The sequence below is a fragment of the Macrococcus psychrotolerans genome, assembly GCF_038095555.1.
GTDB classification, from domain to species: Bacteria; Bacillota; Bacilli; order Staphylococcales; family Staphylococcaceae; genus Macrococcoides; species Macrococcoides psychrotolerans.
In genome coordinates this window covers 1,660,723-1,680,420 of record NZ_CP124591.1, presented here as the reverse complement: position 1 = coordinate 1,680,420, position 19,698 = coordinate 1,660,723, and the positions used below count along the sequence as shown (strand labels likewise).

The following is a 19,698-nucleotide window of genomic DNA, read 5'->3' as shown; positions in this document are numbered from 1 at the left end:
CCGTGGAGAAAGAGTAAAAGGTCGAGACAAGTTGTCTCGACCTTTTTATTATGAATTCACAATTTGTTTCATTTCATCGAACTCGTCAATAATACGTTGTTCAGGTTTCGGTGTAACCATACTTACAAGTACAGTTGACACAAAACTGATAAAGAACCCTGGAACAATTTCATATAACTCAAAGATACCACCGTGTGATTTCATCACAATCCAGAAGATTACTGTAATTGATCCAAGTACCATACCTGTAATCGCACCATGCTTCGTTAAACCTTTCCAATAAAGCGATAACAATACGAGCGGTCCGAATGCCGCACCGAATCCTGCCCATGCGTTACCAACTAAGTTTAAGATTGTATCGTTTGGGCTCCATGCAATTGCCATTGAAACAATTGCAACGAGTAATACTGATAGACGTCCAATCATAACGAACTCTTTCTCACGACTTGTGTCCTGAATGTTCGTTTTACGTAATAACATGTAGAAGTCTTGCGTTAAAGCACTGCTTGTAACAAGTAACTGTGAAGAAATCGTACTCATAATAGCTGCTAAGATTGCTGCTAGGAAGAATCCTGCAATTAGTGGATGGAATAACACTTGACTCATCATTACGAAGATTGTTTCAGGATTGTCTAACTTAGCATCTGATTTATTTACAAATGCAATACCAACAAGTCCTGTAACACAGGCACCGATTAATGAGATTGTCATCCATGAGATGCCGATACGACGTGCTGCCGGTAATTGTTTATGAGACTTAATTGACATAAAACGCACGATAATATGTGGTTGTCCAAAGTAACCTAAGCCCCATGCCAGTAAAGAGATAATACCAACTGTAGTCGTACCTTTGAAGAAGTCTAAGTTCGTCGGTTTAAGTTCAACGACAGTATCGAAAGCTTCCATACCATTTAATTTCATCAATGCTACGATTGGTACTAACACTAATGCGATTAACATGATTACCCCTTGGAAGAAGTCCGTAAGCGATACGGCGAGATATCCACCAAACAACGTGTAGATAATTACGATACTTGCAGTAAGTATAAGCCCGTAGTGATAATTTAATCCAAAGGAACTTTCGAATAATACGCCACCAGAAACCATTCCGGCATGCGTATATAATGTGAAGAACACGACGATAACAAGACCAGAGATAATCTTCAGTATACGTGTATGATCACTAACACGTTTCTCGAAGAAGTCAGGGATTGTAATGGCGTTATCTGCAAGCTCCGTATAAACACGTAATCTTGGTGCAACTAAGATATAGTTTAACCAAGCTCCTATCGTTAATCCGACTGCAATCCAAGTGGCAGAGAGTCCTGTAGCGTACACTGAACCTGGTAATCCCATCAGCATCCAGCCACTCATATCCGCTGCTCCGGCAGAAAGTGCTGTTACTAATGGTCCAAGGTTACGACCGCCAAGCATATATTCATCTAATGTACTTGTTGATTGTTTATATGCATAATAACCGATCCCTAACAAGATTAAGAAATATACAGCAATCATGACATACGTCATCCATGTTGCTTCAATTTTTACGTTTTGAAACGTATGACCTAATATCAAGCCCATTTGTTTATCCTCCTTTATTTTTACAATTAACGCTGAATTTTATTGTACTAGAGTGACAATATATCTATTATAATAGGGATTTAAGCGTTTTCATAGAATTATTTTTAGTATGCTTAGATTTTTTCGTTAAAATTTGATAAAATTTAAAGATGTTATATGTACATAAGGAGGACTCACATGTCAAAGATTACAAATGAGCAAGTTAAACACGTTGCACATTTAGCACGATTAGAAATTACTGAAGAAGAAGCAACAAAATTCAGTGCACAACTTGAAGCAATTCTTAACTTTGCGGATCAATTAGAAGAAGTGGATACTGAAGGTGTAGAACCGACATTCCACGTATTAGATTTGCAGAATGTATTGCGTGAAGATGTGGCAGAGACGAGCTTAACACAGGAAGAAATCTTAAAGAATGCTGCACATACAGAAGATGGACAATTTAAAGTGCCATCTATTTTAGGCGGAGGAGAATAATATGTCATTAAGATACGAATCAATCGAAAGCTTATCTCAAATGATTCAGAACAAAACGATTAAACCTTCTGAGTTAGTTGAAGATACTTTTGTGAACATCGAAAAAGATGATACAGTCATCAATTCATTTTTAGCTTTAGATAAAGAAGCTGCGTTAGAGAAAGCAAAGACTATGGATAACGAAACACCATCAGGTAAATTATTTGGAATTCCGATGGGGATTAAAGATAACATCGTAACGAAAGATGTTGAAACAACTTGTGCGTCTAAAATTTTAGGTGGCTTTAATTCTGTATATGACGCTACTGTAATGAATAAATTAAATGCAGAAAATGGTATTCTTGTCGGTAAACTGAACATGGATGAGTTTGCGATGGGTGGTTCAACTGAAAATTCATTCTACAAGAAAACAGTTAATCCATTTGATCACACTGCAGTACCTGGTGGATCATCTGGTGGTTCTGCAGCTGCAGTTGCTGCAAGCTTAGTACCTTTCTCACTCGGTAGTGACACGGGTGGTTCTATTCGTCAACCAGCATCATACTGTGGTGTAGTAGGAATGAAGCCAACTTACGGTCGTGTATCACGTTTCGGTTTAGTTGCATTTGCATCGTCACTTGACCAAATTGGACCAATTACGCGTAACGTTAAAGATAACGCAACTGTATTAGAAGTGATTTCAGGACTTGATCCACATGACTCAACAAGTGCACCAGTCGATAATGTAGACTTCACTTCACAAATTGACAAGGATATTAAAGGTCTTCGCGTAGCAGTACCGAAAGAATATTTAGGTGAAGGTGTATCTGAAGAAGTTAAGGCAAGTGTACAGGCAGCGATTAAAGCATTAGAGAAGATGGGTGCAACAGTTGATGAAGTATCACTCCCTAATTCTAAATACGGTGTTGCAACGTATTACATTCTTTCTTCAAGTGAAGCAAGTGCGAACTTAGCACGTTTTGACGGTATTCGTTACGGATATCAGGCAGAAGGGGCACAAAACTTAGAAGAACTTTATAAGAAGACACGCCAGGAAGGTTTCGGTGACGAAGTGAAACGTCGTATTATGTTAGGAACTTATGCGCTGAGCTCTGGTTATTACGATGCATATTACAAAAAAGCACAAAAAGTACGTACATTAATTAAACAAGATTTTGAACGTGTATTTGAAAACTATGACATTATTGTTGGACCGACTGCACCAACTACAGCATTTGACATCGGTGCTCAAATTAATGATCCATTAACAATGTATGCGAATGACATCTTAACAATTCCAATCAACCTAGCAGGGTTACCATCGATGTCTATTCCATGCGGAGAGTCAAACGGCCGTCCAATCGGTTTACAGTTAATCGGTAAACCATTCGACGAGAAAACTTTATACAACGTTGCATATAACTATGAACAAAGCTTTAACATGCACGAACGTTATCAATCATTATAAGGAGACTTAAACTATGCATTTTGAAACAGTAATCGGACTAGAAGTCCACGTAGAATTAAAGACAGAATCGAAAATGTTCTCAGCTTCTCCTGCACATTTTGGCGCAGAGCCAAATACGAATGTTAACGTTGTAGATCTTGGATACCCTGGTGTATTACCGGTCGTAAACAAGACTGCCGTTGACTGGGCAATGCGTGCAGCGATGGCACTAAATATGGATATTCGAACTGAAACGAAGTTTGACCGTAAAAACTATTTCTATCCGGATAACCCGAAAGCTTACCAAATTTCACAGTTTGATGAGCCGATTGGTGAGAATGGTTATATCGATATTGAAGTGAATGGCGAAACGAAACGTATCGGTATTACGCGTCTTCATATGGAAGAAGATGCAGGGAAATTAACGCATAAAGATGGCTATTCATTAGTAGACTTAAACCGTCAAGGTACGCCATTAGTTGAGATTGTATCTGAACCAGATATTCGTACACCTGAAGAAGCGTATGCGTATTTAGAGAAGTTAAAAGCAATCATTCAGTACACAGGCGTATCTGACGTCCGTATGGAGGAAGGATCACTGCGTTGTGATGCGAACATCTCATTACGTCCTGTAGGTCAAGAGAAGTTTGGTACGAAAGCAGAACTTAAAAACTTAAACTCTTTCTCATTCGTTAAGAAAGGTTTAGAGCACGAAGTAAAACGTCAGGAAGAAGTACTATTAAATGGTGGAGAAATCTTACAGGAGACACGTCGCTTTGACGAGTCGACAGGTAAGACGATCCTTATGCGTGTTAAAGAAGGGTCTGACGACTACAGATACTTCCCAGAACCAGACTTAGTACCTTTATATATTGACGAAGCATGGAAAGAACGTGTGCGTGCATCAATTCCTGAACTTCCGGATGTACGTAAAGCGAAGTATGTATCAGAGTATGGATTACCTGAATACGATGCGCACGTATTAACATTAACGAAAGAAATGTCTGATTTCTTCGAAGCGATGATCGCACTTGACGCAGATGCAAAACTTTCATCAAACTGGTTGATGGGTGGCGTAAACGAATACTTAAACAAGAACCAGAAGGAGTTACATGAAACTGCATTAACGCCTGAGAACTTAAGTGAAATGGTTAAGTTGCTTGCAGATGGTACAATCTCTTCTAAAATTGCGAAAAAAGTGTTTGCTGATACAGTAGAAACAGGTAAAGCACCGAAAGTGATTATGGAAGAACAAGGTCTTGTTCAAATTTCTGATCCTGAACAACTGAAAGCGTTCGTAACTGAAGCGTTAGATAATAATCCTCAATCTATTGAAGACTTCAAGAACGGTAAAGGTAAAGCTACAGGCTTCTTAGTAGGTCAGATTATGAAGATTTCTAAAGGACAGGCAAATCCACAGCTTGTTAATAAAATTTTGCGTGAAGAATTAGAAAAAAGATAAATAAAACAGGAGCCTGGATGAGTATTCAGGCTCTTTGTCCTATACAGAGGTGAAAGTATGATAGATATTCATAACCATATATTGTACGGTGTCGATGATGGTGCTCAGACAGAAACAGAAACTCTTGATATGGCACGACAAGCCGTTGCAGAAGGGATTACAGATATTATTGCAACACCGCATCATAAAATTCAGTTATATGACAATTTCGGTCCGAAGATTAAAGAACTAACAGACAAGGTAAATCAGCTTATTAAAGAGAATAACATTCCACTTAATGTGCATGCCAGTCAGGAAATTAGGATCTACGGTGATGTCATCACAGATTTGAACAGTGGTAAAGCATTACCGCTTGCAGGGCCTTACGTATTAATAGAATTTCCATCTAATGAAGTGCCGATTTATACGGAGCAGTTATTTACACAACTTGCAATGGAAGGGTATGTTCCAATCATCGCTCATCCAGAACGTAATACTGAGCTTCAGAAGAACCCTAAGAAACTCGCTGAACTGATTGAACTCGGTGCACTCGCACAAGTTACAGCTGGGGTAGTTGTTGGCAATTTAGGTCATCATGCACAATCTATTGCAGACCTTATGATTGAACATCAATTGATTCATTTCGTCGCAAGTGATGCCCACAATGTAAATAACCGTAATTTCCATATGAAAGCAGCATACGAAACGATTGAACATAAGTTTGGCAGTGAAGTTGCTGATCGTTTCAAAGATAATGCGAAGAAAGTGCTGCTTAGTGAACAGATACCATATTTAAGCCCGAAAGAAATCATTAAGACTGAGAGTTCATCAGAGAGACACGCAAAGAAGAAGAAAGAAAAGAAAAAGAAATTTCTAGGCTTATTCTAAATTGACATAAGTGCAAAGTGATACGTTCATAAAAAAGACTATCGAGACAAAGTCCCGATAGTCTTATTTTAATATTTCGTCTGTAATGGCTTTACTCCATTTCGTCACGCCATCTTTCGTAAGGAGCTCTGTATCATTGTCATATTTATCTTTGACAGCTTCACTTACTGGGATGAAATATACGTCCTGGTTTTGCAGGAAGTTTGCTTCTTTTTGCTGGTAAGTATTAAATTCATCATCATTTATCCTACGTGTACCAGTAACGTAAATTTTTCGGTGTTCATTTTTAATGTTATTAAGGATTGCTTCAAGATTATTCAAATGGTCTTCGATAGTTACGCCTTCGATATAGTCATTAAGTGTAAACGCATCTAAAATAACGACATCTGGATTTTCTTTATTAATATCATCACTGTTTAATGTGTTAGAACTTGCATCAACATCAACAATATTATAATTTACATCTTCTTGTAAATTTGAAATAAATGTATTTGCGACATTCGTATCTTTATTTGATGTTTGATACGGTGTGCTTACAAACGTCAGCTGCATCCTTTTATTATCTTTCTTTTGTTCTTCATAAATCTTTTGGATTGCAGGTTCTTTGAAGACGTGTGGTAGAGATATTTTTTCTGATTCTTGCTCTTCTGATTGATGAGTAGCGCTTTTTAATTGTGCTTCCTTTGTTTCTCCGCCTTCAGTTACTTTACCTTGCCAGTATTTATAGCCGGCACCAATCAGTAGAATCGCTGCTAATATATATATCCAGAATAATATATTTTTCATTAATTTAACCTCCAGTTTCATAGATATTATTATTTTATCAAATAACAGATATAAATAATATATGATGATGAAAACTATTTTTGTGAAGAATGGGTAAAGTATATGAATAAATATTTTATTATTCTAAATATTATTAATATTCATAGATATATTACATTTAATATGATAAACTACTTTAAATTAGCACGAAATACGAAGTAACTTGCGAGGGATGGGGGAATTCTATGTTAGATTATAAATTATATAGTGATCTTGACTATCATCAAATATATATCAACGCTTCTAAGGAACTAATAGAAGTCTTTCGGAATGAAATTGTTGAATTACATCACATTGGTAGTACCTCCATTGAAGGTGTAAGTGTCATACCGTCAGTAGAAATATTACCGGTAGTCAAGGACTTAAACAAGCTTGATGGTTATGTCGCTCAGATGGAACGAATTGGTTATTCATTAACTCAAACGTCACTAGATAGAAATAACAAGTATCTACTGTTTACTGCACATAAGAACGATATAGAGATATGTGTACTTATTATTGAACGTACAGACTGTAATAGTCTTGAGAGAAAACTAGCAGTTAGAGATTATTTAAGGACACATCATAAAGAGCGTATCGCATACAGGCTGTTTAAGCAGGAGTTAAATCGCTTAACAAAAGCATCTCAAGAATTGCAACGTGCAGAAGATGAATATTTAAAAGAGATTGAAGCAAAAGCGATATACTGGTACCGATTAAATAATTAAGAGGAGTGGTCTCCACCCTCTATTTTTTTGTGTCAAAATTGCATATTCGTGCTGTTCATGTAAAATAAAAGTATTCGATAATACAAAATGAGGGGTAACAAATGATGAATAATATAAAGATAGCTAAAGCAGCTGATCATAACATATATTTAGATCTTCCTATGGCAAACCGTCATGGTTTGATAGCAGGTGCAACAGGTACGGGTAAGACTATCACACTAAAAGTTATGGCTGAACAGTTTTCTAAAGCCGGGGTGCCTGTATTCCTGGCTGATGTTAAGGGGGATCTGGCGAGCATTGCAGAAGCGATGACGATTAATGATAAGATTCAAGAACGATTAAACAACCTACAGATTGATGATTATACACCTCAAACCTTTCCTGTAAGGTTATGGGATATATTTGGAGAACAAGGCACACCTGTCAGAGCGACAATTACAGATATGGGGCCTATGCTTTTAGGTCGTCTGCTAGAATTGAATGATACACAGTCTGGCATATTAGATATTGCGTTTAAAATCAGTGATGAGCAAGGTCTGCTTCTACTGGACCTGAAAGATTTACAGGCATTATTAAAGGAAATGTATGAAAATACGACCGAATATAGTGGTGTTTATGGTAATATCACGAAGCAATCGATAGGTGCAATTCAACGTAAGTTATTATCATTAGAAACACAAGGTGCTGATCAGTTTTTCGGGGAGCCGGCATTAAAGTTATCGGACTTTATGGAAACAACGGAAGATAAGGGTGTCATCAACATCCTGATGGCCAACAATTTATATACAAAACCAGTATTGTACTCTACATTTCTACTTTGGTTATTAACAGAACTCTTTGAAACATTACCGGAAGTCGGAGATATAGAACAGCCGAAGCTTGTATTCTTTTTCGATGAAGCACATCTACTGTTTAAAGGTGCACCGAAGTCATTTGTGACACAAGTGGAGCAAGTAGTACGTCTCGTGCGTTCTAAAGGTGTCGGGGTATATTTTATTACTCAAAATCCAATCGACTTACCTGATGAAGTATTAGGTCAGCTTGGAAACCGTGTTCAACATGCTTTACGCTCATTTACACCACGTGATCAAAAAGCTGTTGCCAGTGCAGCTGAAACGTTCCGACAAAACCCTGAAATTGATGTCGCGTCCGTTATTGGAGAATTGAAGACAGGAGAAGCACTCATTTCCTGTTTGAATGAAGACGGACAGCCGAGTATTGTAGAACGTGCATTTATCCGTCCGCCGGAAAGTAAGATTGGCGTGATTGATGAACAAGTGAAAGTTAAGGTTATAGAAGGCAACCCATATCATGCACAGTATAATGAAACGGTTGATCGTGAGAGTGCGTATGAAATACTGCAGAAGAAAGTAGAAGCATCGAAAACAAAAGCACAAACTAAAGAAGCGAAAGCTGAAAAAGCAGCGCCTAAAAGAAAGCAAAAATCTGATTTCGAAAAGATTGCTTCAAGCGTACTTACAAGTGTGGGAAGACAAATGGGGCGTGAAATTGTAAGGAATATATTTGGAACGAGAAGACGTTAGGAGGAGTGTACGTGAGAAAACGTGCCAGAATTATCTATAATCCAACATCCGGTAGAGAGCTATTCAAAAAAGCATTACCCGATGTATTAATTAAGTTAGAAGATGCAGGATATGAAACAAGCGCTTATGCAACAAAGAGTGCAGGTGATGCAACAGCTGCTGCAGAACGTGCAGTGGAAGATAAGTTTGACTTGGTAATTGCAGCAGGTGGAGACGGTACGATTAATGAGGTGATTAACGGTATCGCAGAAAAAGACTATCGACCAGACATCGGTATTATACCGATGGGAACCGTGAATGACTTTGGTCGTGCGTTACTCATCCCAAAAGATATCGATGAAGCGGTTGATGTGATTGTCAGTGGGCAGACAGTATCAGTAGATGTCGGTAAAATGAATAATCGCTATTTTATTAATATCGCTGGAGGCGGAAAGATTACGGAAGTGAGCTATGAGGCGCCGAGCCGACTGAAGACAGTACTGGGACCGCTTGCTTATTATGTTAAAGGATTAGAGATGCTCCCAGAAATTAAAGCAAGTGATGTACGTATCGAATATGATGGTGAAGTATACAGCGGAGAAGCGATGATGTTTCTTATAGGCCTTACAAATTCGGTAGGTGGCTTTGAGAAGCTCGTGCCGGATGCATCGATTAATGATGGCTACTTTACGTTATTAATATTAGAGAAAGTGAACTTTGCGGAGTTCGGACATATATTTACGCTTGCTTCAAGAGGTGAACATATTAAGCATCCTAAAGTACGTTATGTTAAAGCTAGAGACATAAAAGTATCGTCATTTGATAAGGTGCAGTTAAATGTCGATGGCGAATTTGGAGGTATATTACCAGCTCACTTTATTAATCTTGAACGTCATATTAATGTCTTTAGTTTATTAGAACAGCTGAATACAGAGAAGAAGATTGAGATAGAAGAAGAATATCGTGAAATGACGAAAGTAGTACGTGATTAAAATGGAGAGGCAGAACACTTTTGTTCCGCCGTTTAGATAGTTATCGATATAGGATTAAATATTATCTTGTAATCATTTTATTTTGTCTTCACATTAATCTCATCAGTAAATTCATCGAGCAGTGCATCATGTTCAAAGTTTCGATGAGATGGATATAGACTCAGACCACCATCTGCTACAATCGTCTGGCCGGTAATATATTTACTTTCCTTACTTGCTAGAAATGCAGCGACACTTGCGATTTCTTCAGGTTCTGCAACATACCCCATCGGCACAAATAAATCTGCATCTTTCTTATCTTGTTCTGTCTTGAAATTCTCTGCATTAATTGGTGTATTGATACTGCCAGGTGCAATGTTATTAACGCGGATCTGTACACGTGCATATTCGAGAGCGAGACTTTGTGTAAGTAGTTTTACACCGCCTTTACTTGCACAGTAATGCGCATAATGTGGCCATGGTATAATTTCATGGACGCTTGATATATTGATGATCGTACCTTTATATTTATTTTCCATAAAGTGACGTAAGGCTAATTGACACCCAATGAAAGTTCCGCGTAAATTCACATCGATTACTTTATCGAATGTTTCTATCGACATCGTATGACTTGGAACGTCGGACTGGATGCCTGCATTATTAACAAAGATATGGAATTCACCGAAGTGTTTGATTGTCTCCTTTACGAGATGTTCCATATCATTCTTACTGGTTGTGTCTCCTTGAATCATCAGTGCCTCAACACCATATGACTGAAGTGCTTCGATTAATGCTTGTGCTTCACCTTCTCTAGAATGATAATTGATAACAACATTGATGCCTTCTTGTGCATAACGTAAAGCTGTAGCGCGTCCTATACCTGATGCTCCACCAGTGACTATTGCGACCTTACCTTTTAGATCAAGATACATAACAAAACTCCTTCAAATATGATGGTTTATATTACCCTCATTATGTTATATATAACCTTTTACGCACATCAAATTTTCCTATAAGATAACAGTGGAGTAGAAAAGTACTCAAGAAATGGGGCGAATGGAGTGTCTCTTATTTTAATAAGATAGACAAACCGTTCATATTGAAGGATAATAAGGCTACTGCCTCTGGATTCCCGAGCTATAATATGGATTTACTCTATGAACTGGCGTATAGCATCGATCTTATACAAGAAACGAGATATGGAACTACCAGGGAAGCAATCAATAACAGTCACTTTGTACAAATAAACTATAGGAGCAATTATGAAACAAATTAAATTTAACAAGAATGAAATACTTACTGGAACAGTCGTAGATTTAACACATGAAGGTGCGGGCGTTGTAAAGATTGACGATTATCCGTTCTTCGTTGAAGGGGCATTACCTGGCGAAGAAGTTTCGATCAAAGTTATGAAAGTCGGTAAAACATTTGGATTTGCAAGACTTGAGAATGTATTAACAAAAAGCACTGACCGTGTTGAAGAGAAAGATATTATCGGTAGACAAGTAGGTACGATGACGCTGCAGCACATGTCATATGATGCACAGCTTAAGTTTAAGCAGCATCTCGTTGAAAGTGCATTTATACGATTAGGGAAATTTAAAAAAGTAAAAGTATGGGAAACAGTCGGAATGGATTACCCATACGAATACCGTAATAAAGCGCAAATCCCAGTACGTTCAGTAAACGGCAATGTTGAAACTGGATTCTTCAGAAAGAACAGTCATCAGCTCGTCCCTGTAGAGAATTTCTATATTCAGCATAAAGCAATCGATGAAGCGATTGTGAAAGTAAGAGATATTCTGCGCAAATACGATATCGTACCTTATAACGAGCGCAACCATAACGGAGAAATCCGCCATATCGTCGTGAAACGAGGTCATTATACAGGTCAATTAATGATCATATTAGTAACGAATAAAAAACGTCTGCAAAACATTGAATCGATTACACATGATATCGTGAACACAATCGATAACGTTGAAAGCGTTGTATTAAACTTCAACAATCAAGAAGGTAACGTAATTCTTGGACGTAACAATACAGTATTACACGGAACGCCGTATTATACAGATAAGATGTTAGGACTAGAATTCAGAGTATCACCGAACTCATTCTTCCAGGTGAATACACCACAAGCAGAAGCATTATATAACCTTGCCCTTGAAGCGGCAAACTTAAAAGGACATGAAACGGTACTCGATGCATATTGTGGTATCGGAACAATCTCGCTCGCACTCGCACAGCATGCAGAACAAGTCTATGCGATGGAAATTGTGCATGAATCGATTAAGATGGCGAAGCAGAACGCGAAGATGAATGGTATTGATAATGTTCACTTTGAAACAGGTTCAGCAGACGAAATCTTACCGAAGTGGAGCGAACAAGGCGTGAATTTTGATGTCGCAGTTGTCGATCCACCACGTAAAGGGTTAGATGACGACTTCATTCAGACATTAATTACACAAAGCCCTAAAACAATCGTCTATGTCAGCTGCAATCCAGGAACATGTGCACGTGACTGCCGTAAGTTTGCAGATGCAGGTTATAAATTAGAATACGTAAAACCAGTGGACTTATTCCCGCAGACACCGCATGTTGAATGTGTTGTGAAATTAACGAAATAAATTGAAACGTATAGTCATCCAGGCTATACGTTTTTATATTGAATAACATAGCTATTATATTGAAAATTGTATACACTAGTAGCGTATGTAAATATTTTCTAACTTTATTATGATATTGGAAGAGGTATACAAATGGAGATTATAAAAGTTGTTAATCCACAAATGGGTGGAAAAAAAGCGTTCGAATTATTTAAAGCATCCATAGAAAGTGGTGCGAAAACGATAGGTCTCGCAACAGGTTCGACACCGATTTCGTTTTATGAAGAAGTGATTCATAGCGATATTGATTTGACGGATGTTACTTCTGTAAACCTGGATGAGTATGTAGGATTAAGTCGTGAGAATAAACAGTCTTATGCTTATTTTATGAATGAACAACTGTTTAAATATAAAAAGCTTAAAGCATCATTTCTACCGAACGGATTAGCAAGTAATATTGATGAAGAGATAAGCCGTTATGATGATATTCTTACGTGTCATCCGATTGACTTTCAAATACTTGGTATCGGATCTAATGGCCATATCGGTTTCAATGAACCTGGTACGAGTTTTGAATCTACGACACAACTCGTAAAGCTTGCACCTTCTACGATTGAGGCGAATGCGCGCTTCTTCGACACGATAGATGAAGTGCCAACAGAAGCAATTTCTATGGGGATTGCTAATATTATGGCTGCAAAGCGTATCGTTTTACTTGCATATGGTGAAAGTAAAGCAGAGGCAATTTATAATACGGTACATGGCAGTGTGACAGAACAGGTGCCTGCATCTATATTACAACGACATCCGAATGTTACAATAATTGTGGACGAGTCAGCAGGTAAGCTTATATAACGAGAAGAGTAGAGTTATTACTGATAAACAATGCAGTAGAGCAAATATAAGGGGTTTTAACATTCCCTATATAAATCTGCTTGCAAAATCAAGAAACATGATGTACCGAATTTATTGAATAAAAGAAGTGATATTATGAAAAGAATCATTCACATCGATATGGATGCGTTCTATGCGCAGGTGGAACAGCGGGATAATCCTGAACTTAAAGGTAAGCCTGTTATCGTTGGTGGTAAGAGTCGTAATCGTGGCGTTGTGGCGACAGCGAGTTATGAGGCGAGGAAGTTTGGTGTGCATAGCGCGATGCCGACGTCTCGCGCATATCAGTTATGCCCAGATGGTTATTATGTGAGTCCTCGGTTTGATGTGTACAAGTCTGTGTCACAGCAAATTATGAATGTCTTCAAGAGTTACACGGATATTGTGCAGCCGTTATCGTTAGATGAGGCATACCTCGATATCACGCATCTCGTACGTCCGGATCTTGGTGCCAGCCAAATTGCCGCGTCTATTAAACGTGATGTATATGAGGCAACACATTTGACGTGCAGTGCGGGTGTTTCTTATAATAAGTTTCTGGCTAAAATCGCTTCCGGTATGAATAAGCCGAACGGATTAACCGTCATCCATTATAATAATGTGCAGCAAATATTAGATGCGTTGCCGATTGGTGAGTTTCCGGGTGTCGGTAAAGTGACTGAACAGAAGATGCATAAGTTAAAGATAGCAACTGGCAAAGACTTACGTCAGTTATCCGAGATTGAACTTATTGAACAGTTCGGCAAGAAAGGGTCAAGCTTGTATAACAAAGCACGTGGTATTGGCACTGACATTATCGAGGTCGAACGTGAACGCAAGTCAATCGGTAAGGAGACAACATTTGCGCATGATAAGAATGATGAATCCTATATTTTACGCGTAATGAATGAGCAGACGGAGAAAGTCGCAGCGAAGCTTCAAAGCATGAATAAAGTGACTGATACGATAACGGTAAAGATTAAGACAAGCGACTTTGAAAGCCATACGAAGCAGACGAAGCTGCTCGATTTTACTGATCAGGCAGATAAGATATATGCAACAGCTGTTTTGCTCTATACAGATTTAAAGCTAGAAAATGAAGAAATCCGTTTAGTCGGGGTTCAGGTAGGGAATATAAAAAATAAAGTGTACGAAAATCTAACGATATATGATTTTCTCTAGAAATGAGGAACAATTATGAAATTCAAATTTGCGATTGTTGGAATAACCGCACTGCTTATCGTGATGTATGTGATGCATGTCATTGAAAGTGGTTTTGATATATTACCGTTACTCGGCATTATTGCTGTAGCGGTATTTTTATTCTGGGTCGACCACAAATTAGAGCGTCCTGTAACGAAGCAGAGTATTAAGAAATCAATTAAAGAAACAACGAAAAAGTAGCATTCGAACATGAATGCTACTTTTTATATGTCATAAAAGGCAATTAAGCTTTTCAGTTTATCATCATCGATGAGCATAATTTCTTTACCGAGCGCAATTTTATTACGTACGATGCCCTCTTTTTTTGAAACCCCTTGCTTAGATTTACCCATAATAAAGATATCTATTGTATCTATTTCTTCTGTATATATACCGCCGTTATTCACGATATACTGTACGATGTCTTTACGTTTCTTGTGCAGTGTACCTGTTATTGCGATGCGCTTGCTATAGAAGAGATGATCTTTATTTACTTTAGATGTATCAGGCGTGATATGATTTAAATCTGTCTGATAACGTGACATTTGTGCACGCTTTGACGTAAGCGACACGTTGCTAATGTATTTCTTGCGTCGCTTATAAGTTAAATATTGATTGAGTGACTCATAATTCTTCAACAATCGCACTGTAATCATGGCACATGCTTTTGCATCGTTTAATGCGTGATGATGACCGTGGAAATTCAGGTTATAATAGGCCATCATATTTTTTAAGCTGTAGCTGTGGTTTGTAATCGTATCTCTCGCCATAATGCAAGAACAGAAGTAGGGTAGCGTCGGCATTTCAAAGTGATAACGTTTGATCGATGCATGGAGGACTTTCATATCAAACTGTGCAAAGTGACACACGACTGGTAAGTCTCCGATGAATGACAGCATGTGAGGATAGACGGTTTCAAATGTAGGTGATGTAGCAACATCTTCAGGTTTTATATTATGGACGTTTATATTTGAAGTATTAAAGTTTGTTTCGGGATTTACGAGCGTATAGAAAGTTTCTGTCATCATATTATCTATAACTTTTACCATACCAACACTACAAATTGATGCAGCATTATGGTTTGCAGTCTCGAAATCTAATGCAATAAAAGAATTCATGTATACTCCTTTGAACTTATATTTTATTTATTCAGAGAATAAAGAGTTATCTTTATAAAAAAAGGGAATAGATTAATGGATATGAAAGTAATATTACATGATTTCTGCTGGAATCTGTAATCATTTGACTTGTGAATAAACTGGGAGGATATTATGAAGAAGATTTTTTTAATCAGTAGTGCCTTTGTTGGTGTTATTGTAGGCGCTGGATTTGCATCAGGACAAGAGATACTGCAGTACTTTACAAGCTTTGGAGCAATGGGGATATTCGGTGCGATTGTATCAACCATATTATTCGCGTACATCGGGATGATTCTCGTCTGGGCAGGTAGCAAGACAGAAGCAGATGACCATCAAATTGTGATTCAAAGATTGACAGATTATCCTGGAATCGGAAAAGTGTTAGCTTGGATAATAGATGTTGTACTGATTATTACGTTATTTAGTTTCGGTGTTGTGATGCTTGCCGGTGCTGGTTCTAACTTAGAACAGCAATTTGGCATACCGACAGCTTATGGAACAGCATTAATGGCATTAGTCGTAATTATCGCCGGAATGCTTAAAATTGACCATATCGTAAAGGTTATCGGTAACATTACACCATTTCTAGTTATTATGATTGTTATTATTTCGATTTATTGTATCGTGACATTAGACACACCCCATGCAGAACTAGATTATATTTCAAATACGGTAACTTCACCATTCCCACATTGGATTATTGCAGGTGTGAACTACGTATCGATGAACATAGGACTGGGTGCTGCAATGGCAATTGTTATCGGGGGTTCTGAAGGCAATAAACGTGCCGCTGCACTTGGAGGGTTAGTCGGAGGACTTGTATTAGGTTTACTGATTATACTTAGTCATCTTGCAATATTCTCTAAAATCGAAACTGTTAAAGACTTACCATTACCGATGCTCGGTATTGTAAATGAAATCTCACCAATACTCGGTATTGCAATGTCGGTTATCGTGTTTACGATGATCTTTAACACGGCTCTTAGCATGTTCTATGCTTTCTCAGCTCGCTTTACGACAGTAGGCACTGTGAAGTTTAGAGTATTCTATATATTAGCAACACTTACAGGTTTCGGATTAAGTTTCGTAGGATTTACGAAACTTGTGAATAAAGTATATCCGATACTCGGCAACATGAACTATTTATTGATTATCATCATAATGCTTGCTCCGCTGAAATTAAGGATGAGTAACAAGAATAAGCAGCAGGTTTAATAAGCCTGAAATGCACCCCAAAAGTCAGATCTAAAATCTAACGTTTGGGGTGCATTTTGTTGTTTACTGGTCGTTATATTATTCAGCCTGAAATTCTCGTTTACCAAGTTCCTTCTCATATAGATAAAGTGCATTTGCATCATCTTTAATACGACGAATATAGTCAATATGCTTCTTGAACATCGCTTCTTCTTCAACTTGCTCATCTAAGAACCAGTTTAAGAATGAAATTGTTGCATACTCATTATCATTTTTTGCGAGCTCAGCTAGGTTATAGAAATTCTTTGTCACTTGCTGCTCTTGTACAAGCCCTGCCTCAAAGGTATCAAGAATTGTAGCAAAGTCATTCTTTGGTGCTTTGATTTCTGAGAAGATGGCATGCTGATCACGGTCGTTTAAATAGTTATAAATCTTAGTTCCATGGAAACGCTCTTCTTCAGCTTGTTGTTCATAGAAGTTGGCAAATCCATCATAACTTTCTTTAGCACAGTATGCAGCCATTGCCATATAAGCATGTGCAGCCTGGAATTCTTCGTTCATCTGTTTGTTTAAAGCATCTGTTAATGTTTGAGATAACATAGTATGACCTCCTTTAGTTGTTACAGTTATTATAATATAGTTTAAATGGTAAATATAATAATATGGTATAACATTAATAATTATAAATACAAATGTAAATTGATATGCGAATAATTTGTATGATGATATAATAAAGTGTTGAATAAGGAGGTACGTATGAAAAAATTTGCTGCTATAAATGTTGCGAAAGTCGCAAGGAAATTAAGTATCATGGCGGGGAAGCGTGGTACGGATTTACCTGGTCAAGTCGCACGTAAAATTGACTCAGATATATTAAGAAAATTAAGTGCACAAGTTGATGAAGTTGTGTTCATTTCAGGTACGAATGGTAAGACGACGACGAGTAATCTGATTGGGCATACGCTAAAGACGAATGGTATACGCATTATACATAATACAGAAGGTGCCAATATGGCAGCAGGTATCACGTCGAGCTTTATCGTACAGTCTTCTAAAGATACGAAGTTAGCAATAATAGAAATTGATGAAGGTTCTATTCCACGCGTCTTAAATGAAATGACGCCGACGAAGATGGTGTTCACAAACTTCTTCCGCGATCAGATGGATCGTTTCGGTGAGATTGATATATTAGTAGATCGTATTGCTGACAATATTAAAGGTAAAGGCATTGAACTGATACTCAATGCAGATGATCCATTTGTATCACGGTTAAAGATTGCGAGTGACGACGTTGTATATTATGGCATGAAGAGTCATGCCCATACATTTGAAGAAAGTTCTATGATCGAAAGTAAGTACTGCCCGAACTGCGGAAAGATGCTGATATACGACTGGATTCATTACAACCAGATCGGACACTATCATTGTTCATGTGGTTTTAAACGTGAACAACCGAAATATGAAGTAGAATCATTGAATGAGAATCCATTTTTAAATCCTGTCATTAACAGCTATACATTTAATATGCAGATTGCCGGAGACTTTAATGTATTCAATATTATTGCAGCATACAGTGTGCTGCGTGAACTAGGATTAAATGATGAGTCGATTGATAAAGGATTTAGCACATATCAATCTGACAATGGTCGTATGCAGCGCTTTAATACAGGGAGTAAATCTGCAATTATCAATCTAGCGAAGAATCCGGCAGGACTTAATGCCAGCCTTTCTGTAGGTGAGAAGATAGAAGGCGCTAAAAGTTACATTATCAGCTTAAATGACAATGGTGCAGATGGCAGAGATATATCATGGATCTGGGATGCAGATTTCGAGAAGCTTGCGCGTCAAGACATTCCTTATATTATGTGTACAGGAAACCGTGCTGAAGAAATTGCATTAAGACTGAAATATGCAGAAGTGGATGCACAGATTGAAGTCGATCAAGATATTAGACGCGCAACAAAGACAATACTTGAACGCCCAGAGTATACAGTATGTATTCCGAACTATACCTCTTTAGAACCGATGCATCAGACACTTACAGCATACTTTGAAGGAGGGCATAAATAATGAGTAAAGCGATAGAAATATTTCATTTTATGCCGGATAAACTCAATTTATATGGCGATATCGGAAATATTATTGCACTTAAAAAACGTGCAGCGTGGTATGGTATTGATGTAAATGTCACGGATATTAATACGACAGCAGGAATTAAGATCAGCGATGCAGATCTACTATTTATTGGTGGCGGAAGTGACCGCGAACAGAAAATTGCAACGGATGATCTATTCCGTGTGAAAGATGACTTTAAAGCAGCGATAGAAGATGGTATGCCCGCACTTACGATATGTGGGGGATATCAGTTCCTTGGTGAGAAGTATATCACACCGGACGGCCAGGAATTACGTGGACTGAATATATTAGATTTCTATACAGAATCTAAACCAGAACGTTTAGTAGGCGATATTGTTATTGAGTCTGAAACATTCGGACAGATTGTAGGATTTGAGAATCATGGCGGCAGAACATATCATAATTATGGAACACTAGGACATGTCGTCAGTGGATTTGGAAACAACGATGAAGATAAAGAAGAGGGTCTCCATTATAAGAATCTATTAGGGACGTATCTGCACGGACCAATATTACCGAAGAACCACGAAATTACTGATTATTTATTGCGCACAGCATGTGAACGTAAAAATATGCAGTTCCCTGAAATCAAGCTGGATAATACACGTGAAGAAGCAGCGAAGCAAGTCATTGTAAGAAGGTTACTCGAAGAAAAATAACTGAGATTAAGTAGTAGTGAGATGCTACTAATACACGCACGATGTGGAA

General features: G+C 37.8%; 19 protein-coding genes. 14 read left to right on the top strand and 5 right to left on the bottom strand.

The window, feature by feature from the left end:
- Positions 1 to 48: 48 nt before the first annotated feature.
- Complete coding sequence (gene putP, locus QA539_RS08730; RefSeq protein WP_283722603.1) at positions 49 to 1,581, bottom strand: sodium/proline symporter PutP; 1,533 nt, start codon at positions 1,579 to 1,581, stop codon at positions 49 to 51.
- 177 nt (positions 1,582 to 1,758) lie between these two features.
- Here putP and gatC point away from each other — a divergent pair, with 177 nt between their 5' ends.
- From gatC to QA539_RS08710, 4 genes are read left to right on the top strand one after another with little or no spacing between them, the layout of a single operon-like run.
- Positions 1,759 to 2,058 carry an Asp-tRNA(Asn)/Glu-tRNA(Gln) amidotransferase subunit GatC gene (gene gatC, locus QA539_RS08725; RefSeq protein ID WP_012657539.1) on the top strand — a complete coding sequence of 100 codons (300 nt, stop codon included), beginning with the start codon at positions 1,759 to 1,761 and terminating at the stop codon, positions 2,056 to 2,058.
- A gap of 1 nt (position 2,059) precedes the next feature.
- Positions 2,060 to 3,505, top strand: coding sequence for an Asp-tRNA(Asn)/Glu-tRNA(Gln) amidotransferase subunit GatA (gene gatA / locus QA539_RS08720; RefSeq protein WP_219493025.1), 1,446 nt, complete (start codon positions 2,060 to 2,062; stop codon positions 3,503 to 3,505).
- Between the two features lie 13 nt (positions 3,506 to 3,518).
- Positions 3,519 to 4,946, top strand: a complete 1,428-nt coding sequence (gene gatB / locus QA539_RS08715; RefSeq protein WP_012657537.1) for an Asp-tRNA(Asn)/Glu-tRNA(Gln) amidotransferase subunit GatB — start codon at positions 3,519 to 3,521, stop codon at positions 4,944 to 4,946.
- Positions 4,947 to 5,003: 57 nt separating this feature from the next.
- Positions 5,004 to 5,813, top strand: coding sequence for a tyrosine-protein phosphatase (locus QA539_RS08710; protein WP_219493023.1), 810 nt, complete (start codon positions 5,004 to 5,006; stop codon positions 5,811 to 5,813).
- 63 nt (positions 5,814 to 5,876) lie between these two features.
- Here the strand turns inward: QA539_RS08710 and QA539_RS08705 are convergent, their stop codons facing one another.
- The gene (locus tag QA539_RS08705; protein ID WP_419895082.1) at positions 5,877 to 6,599 is read right to left on the bottom strand and encodes an SGNH/GDSL hydrolase family protein; all 723 of its coding nucleotides are present in this window, start codon (positions 6,597 to 6,599) and stop codon (positions 5,877 to 5,879) included.
- 224 nt (positions 6,600 to 6,823) lie between these two features.
- Here QA539_RS08705 and QA539_RS08700 point away from each other — a divergent pair, with 224 nt between their 5' ends.
- From QA539_RS08700 to QA539_RS08690, 3 genes are all read left to right on the top strand, one after another.
- Positions 6,824 to 7,345 (top strand): GrpB family protein, encoded by a 522-nt coding sequence (locus tag QA539_RS08700; RefSeq protein WP_219493018.1) that lies wholly within the window; start codon positions 6,824 to 6,826, stop codon positions 7,343 to 7,345.
- A gap of 101 nt (positions 7,346 to 7,446) precedes the next feature.
- Positions 7,447 to 8,889, top strand: a complete 1,443-nt coding sequence (locus tag QA539_RS08695) for a helicase HerA-like domain-containing protein (protein ID WP_419895081.1) — start codon at positions 7,447 to 7,449, stop codon at positions 8,887 to 8,889.
- Between the two features lie 11 nt (positions 8,890 to 8,900).
- Entirely contained in the window at positions 8,901 to 9,860 is a 960-nt protein-coding gene (locus QA539_RS08690) for a diacylglycerol kinase (RefSeq protein WP_419895080.1), read from the top strand.
- A 77-nt stretch (positions 9,861 to 9,937) separates the two neighbouring features.
- On the opposite strand, the gene QA539_RS08685 is transcribed toward QA539_RS08690, so the two are convergent.
- Positions 9,938 to 10,771 (bottom strand): glucose 1-dehydrogenase, encoded by an 834-nt coding sequence (locus QA539_RS08685; protein WP_219493013.1) that lies wholly within the window; start codon positions 10,769 to 10,771, stop codon positions 9,938 to 9,940.
- 330 nt (positions 10,772 to 11,101) lie between these two features.
- Between QA539_RS08685 and rlmD the strand changes: the two genes are divergently transcribed.
- From rlmD to QA539_RS08665, 4 genes are all read left to right on the top strand, one after another.
- Positions 11,102 to 12,466, top strand: a complete 1,365-nt coding sequence (gene rlmD, locus QA539_RS08680) for a 23S rRNA (uracil(1939)-C(5))-methyltransferase RlmD (RefSeq protein ID WP_419895079.1) — start codon at positions 11,102 to 11,104, stop codon at positions 12,464 to 12,466.
- Between the two features lie 132 nt (positions 12,467 to 12,598).
- Positions 12,599 to 13,300: a glucosamine-6-phosphate deaminase gene (locus QA539_RS08675; protein WP_419895078.1), complete on the top strand. Its 702-nt coding sequence runs from the start codon at positions 12,599 to 12,601 to the stop codon at positions 13,298 to 13,300.
- 135 nt (positions 13,301 to 13,435) lie between these two features.
- Complete coding sequence (gene dinB, locus QA539_RS08670) at positions 13,436 to 14,500, top strand: DNA polymerase IV (protein WP_219493000.1); 1,065 nt, start codon at positions 13,436 to 13,438, stop codon at positions 14,498 to 14,500.
- A 15-nt stretch (positions 14,501 to 14,515) separates the two neighbouring features.
- Positions 14,516 to 14,722 carry a hypothetical protein gene (locus QA539_RS08665; RefSeq protein WP_283722596.1) on the top strand — a complete coding sequence of 69 codons (207 nt, stop codon included), beginning with the start codon at positions 14,516 to 14,518 and terminating at the stop codon, positions 14,720 to 14,722.
- A 23-nt stretch (positions 14,723 to 14,745) separates the two neighbouring features.
- Here QA539_RS08665 and QA539_RS08660 read toward each other — a convergent pair whose 3' ends face one another.
- Positions 14,746 to 15,639: an exonuclease domain-containing protein gene (locus QA539_RS08660; protein ID WP_219492998.1), complete on the bottom strand. Its 894-nt coding sequence runs from the start codon at positions 15,637 to 15,639 to the stop codon at positions 14,746 to 14,748.
- 153 nt (positions 15,640 to 15,792) lie between these two features.
- On the opposite strand from QA539_RS08660, the gene QA539_RS08655 reads away from it, so the two are divergent.
- Positions 15,793 to 16,875 (top strand): YkvI family membrane protein, encoded by a 1,083-nt coding sequence (locus QA539_RS08655; protein WP_419895077.1) that lies wholly within the window; start codon positions 15,793 to 15,795, stop codon positions 16,873 to 16,875.
- A 78-nt stretch (positions 16,876 to 16,953) separates the two neighbouring features.
- Here the strand turns inward: QA539_RS08655 and QA539_RS08650 are convergent, their stop codons facing one another.
- Positions 16,954 to 17,454 (bottom strand): ferritin, encoded by a 501-nt coding sequence (locus QA539_RS08650; RefSeq protein WP_219492996.1) that lies wholly within the window; start codon positions 17,452 to 17,454, stop codon positions 16,954 to 16,956.
- Positions 17,455 to 17,610: 156 nt separating this feature from the next.
- Between QA539_RS08650 and QA539_RS08645 the strand changes: the two genes are divergently transcribed.
- Together QA539_RS08645 and QA539_RS08640 are read left to right on the top strand one after the other, a co-directional pair.
- Positions 17,611 to 18,924 carry a Mur ligase family protein gene (locus tag QA539_RS08645; protein ID WP_419895076.1) on the top strand — a complete coding sequence of 438 codons (1,314 nt, stop codon included), beginning with the start codon at positions 17,611 to 17,613 and terminating at the stop codon, positions 18,922 to 18,924.
- Positions 18,924 to 19,649, top strand: coding sequence for a type 1 glutamine amidotransferase (locus QA539_RS08640; protein WP_419895075.1), 726 nt, complete (start codon positions 18,924 to 18,926; stop codon positions 19,647 to 19,649). The genes QA539_RS08645 and QA539_RS08640 overlap by 1 nt, the downstream gene beginning before the upstream one ends.
- Positions 19,650 to 19,698: the final 49 nt, after the last annotated feature.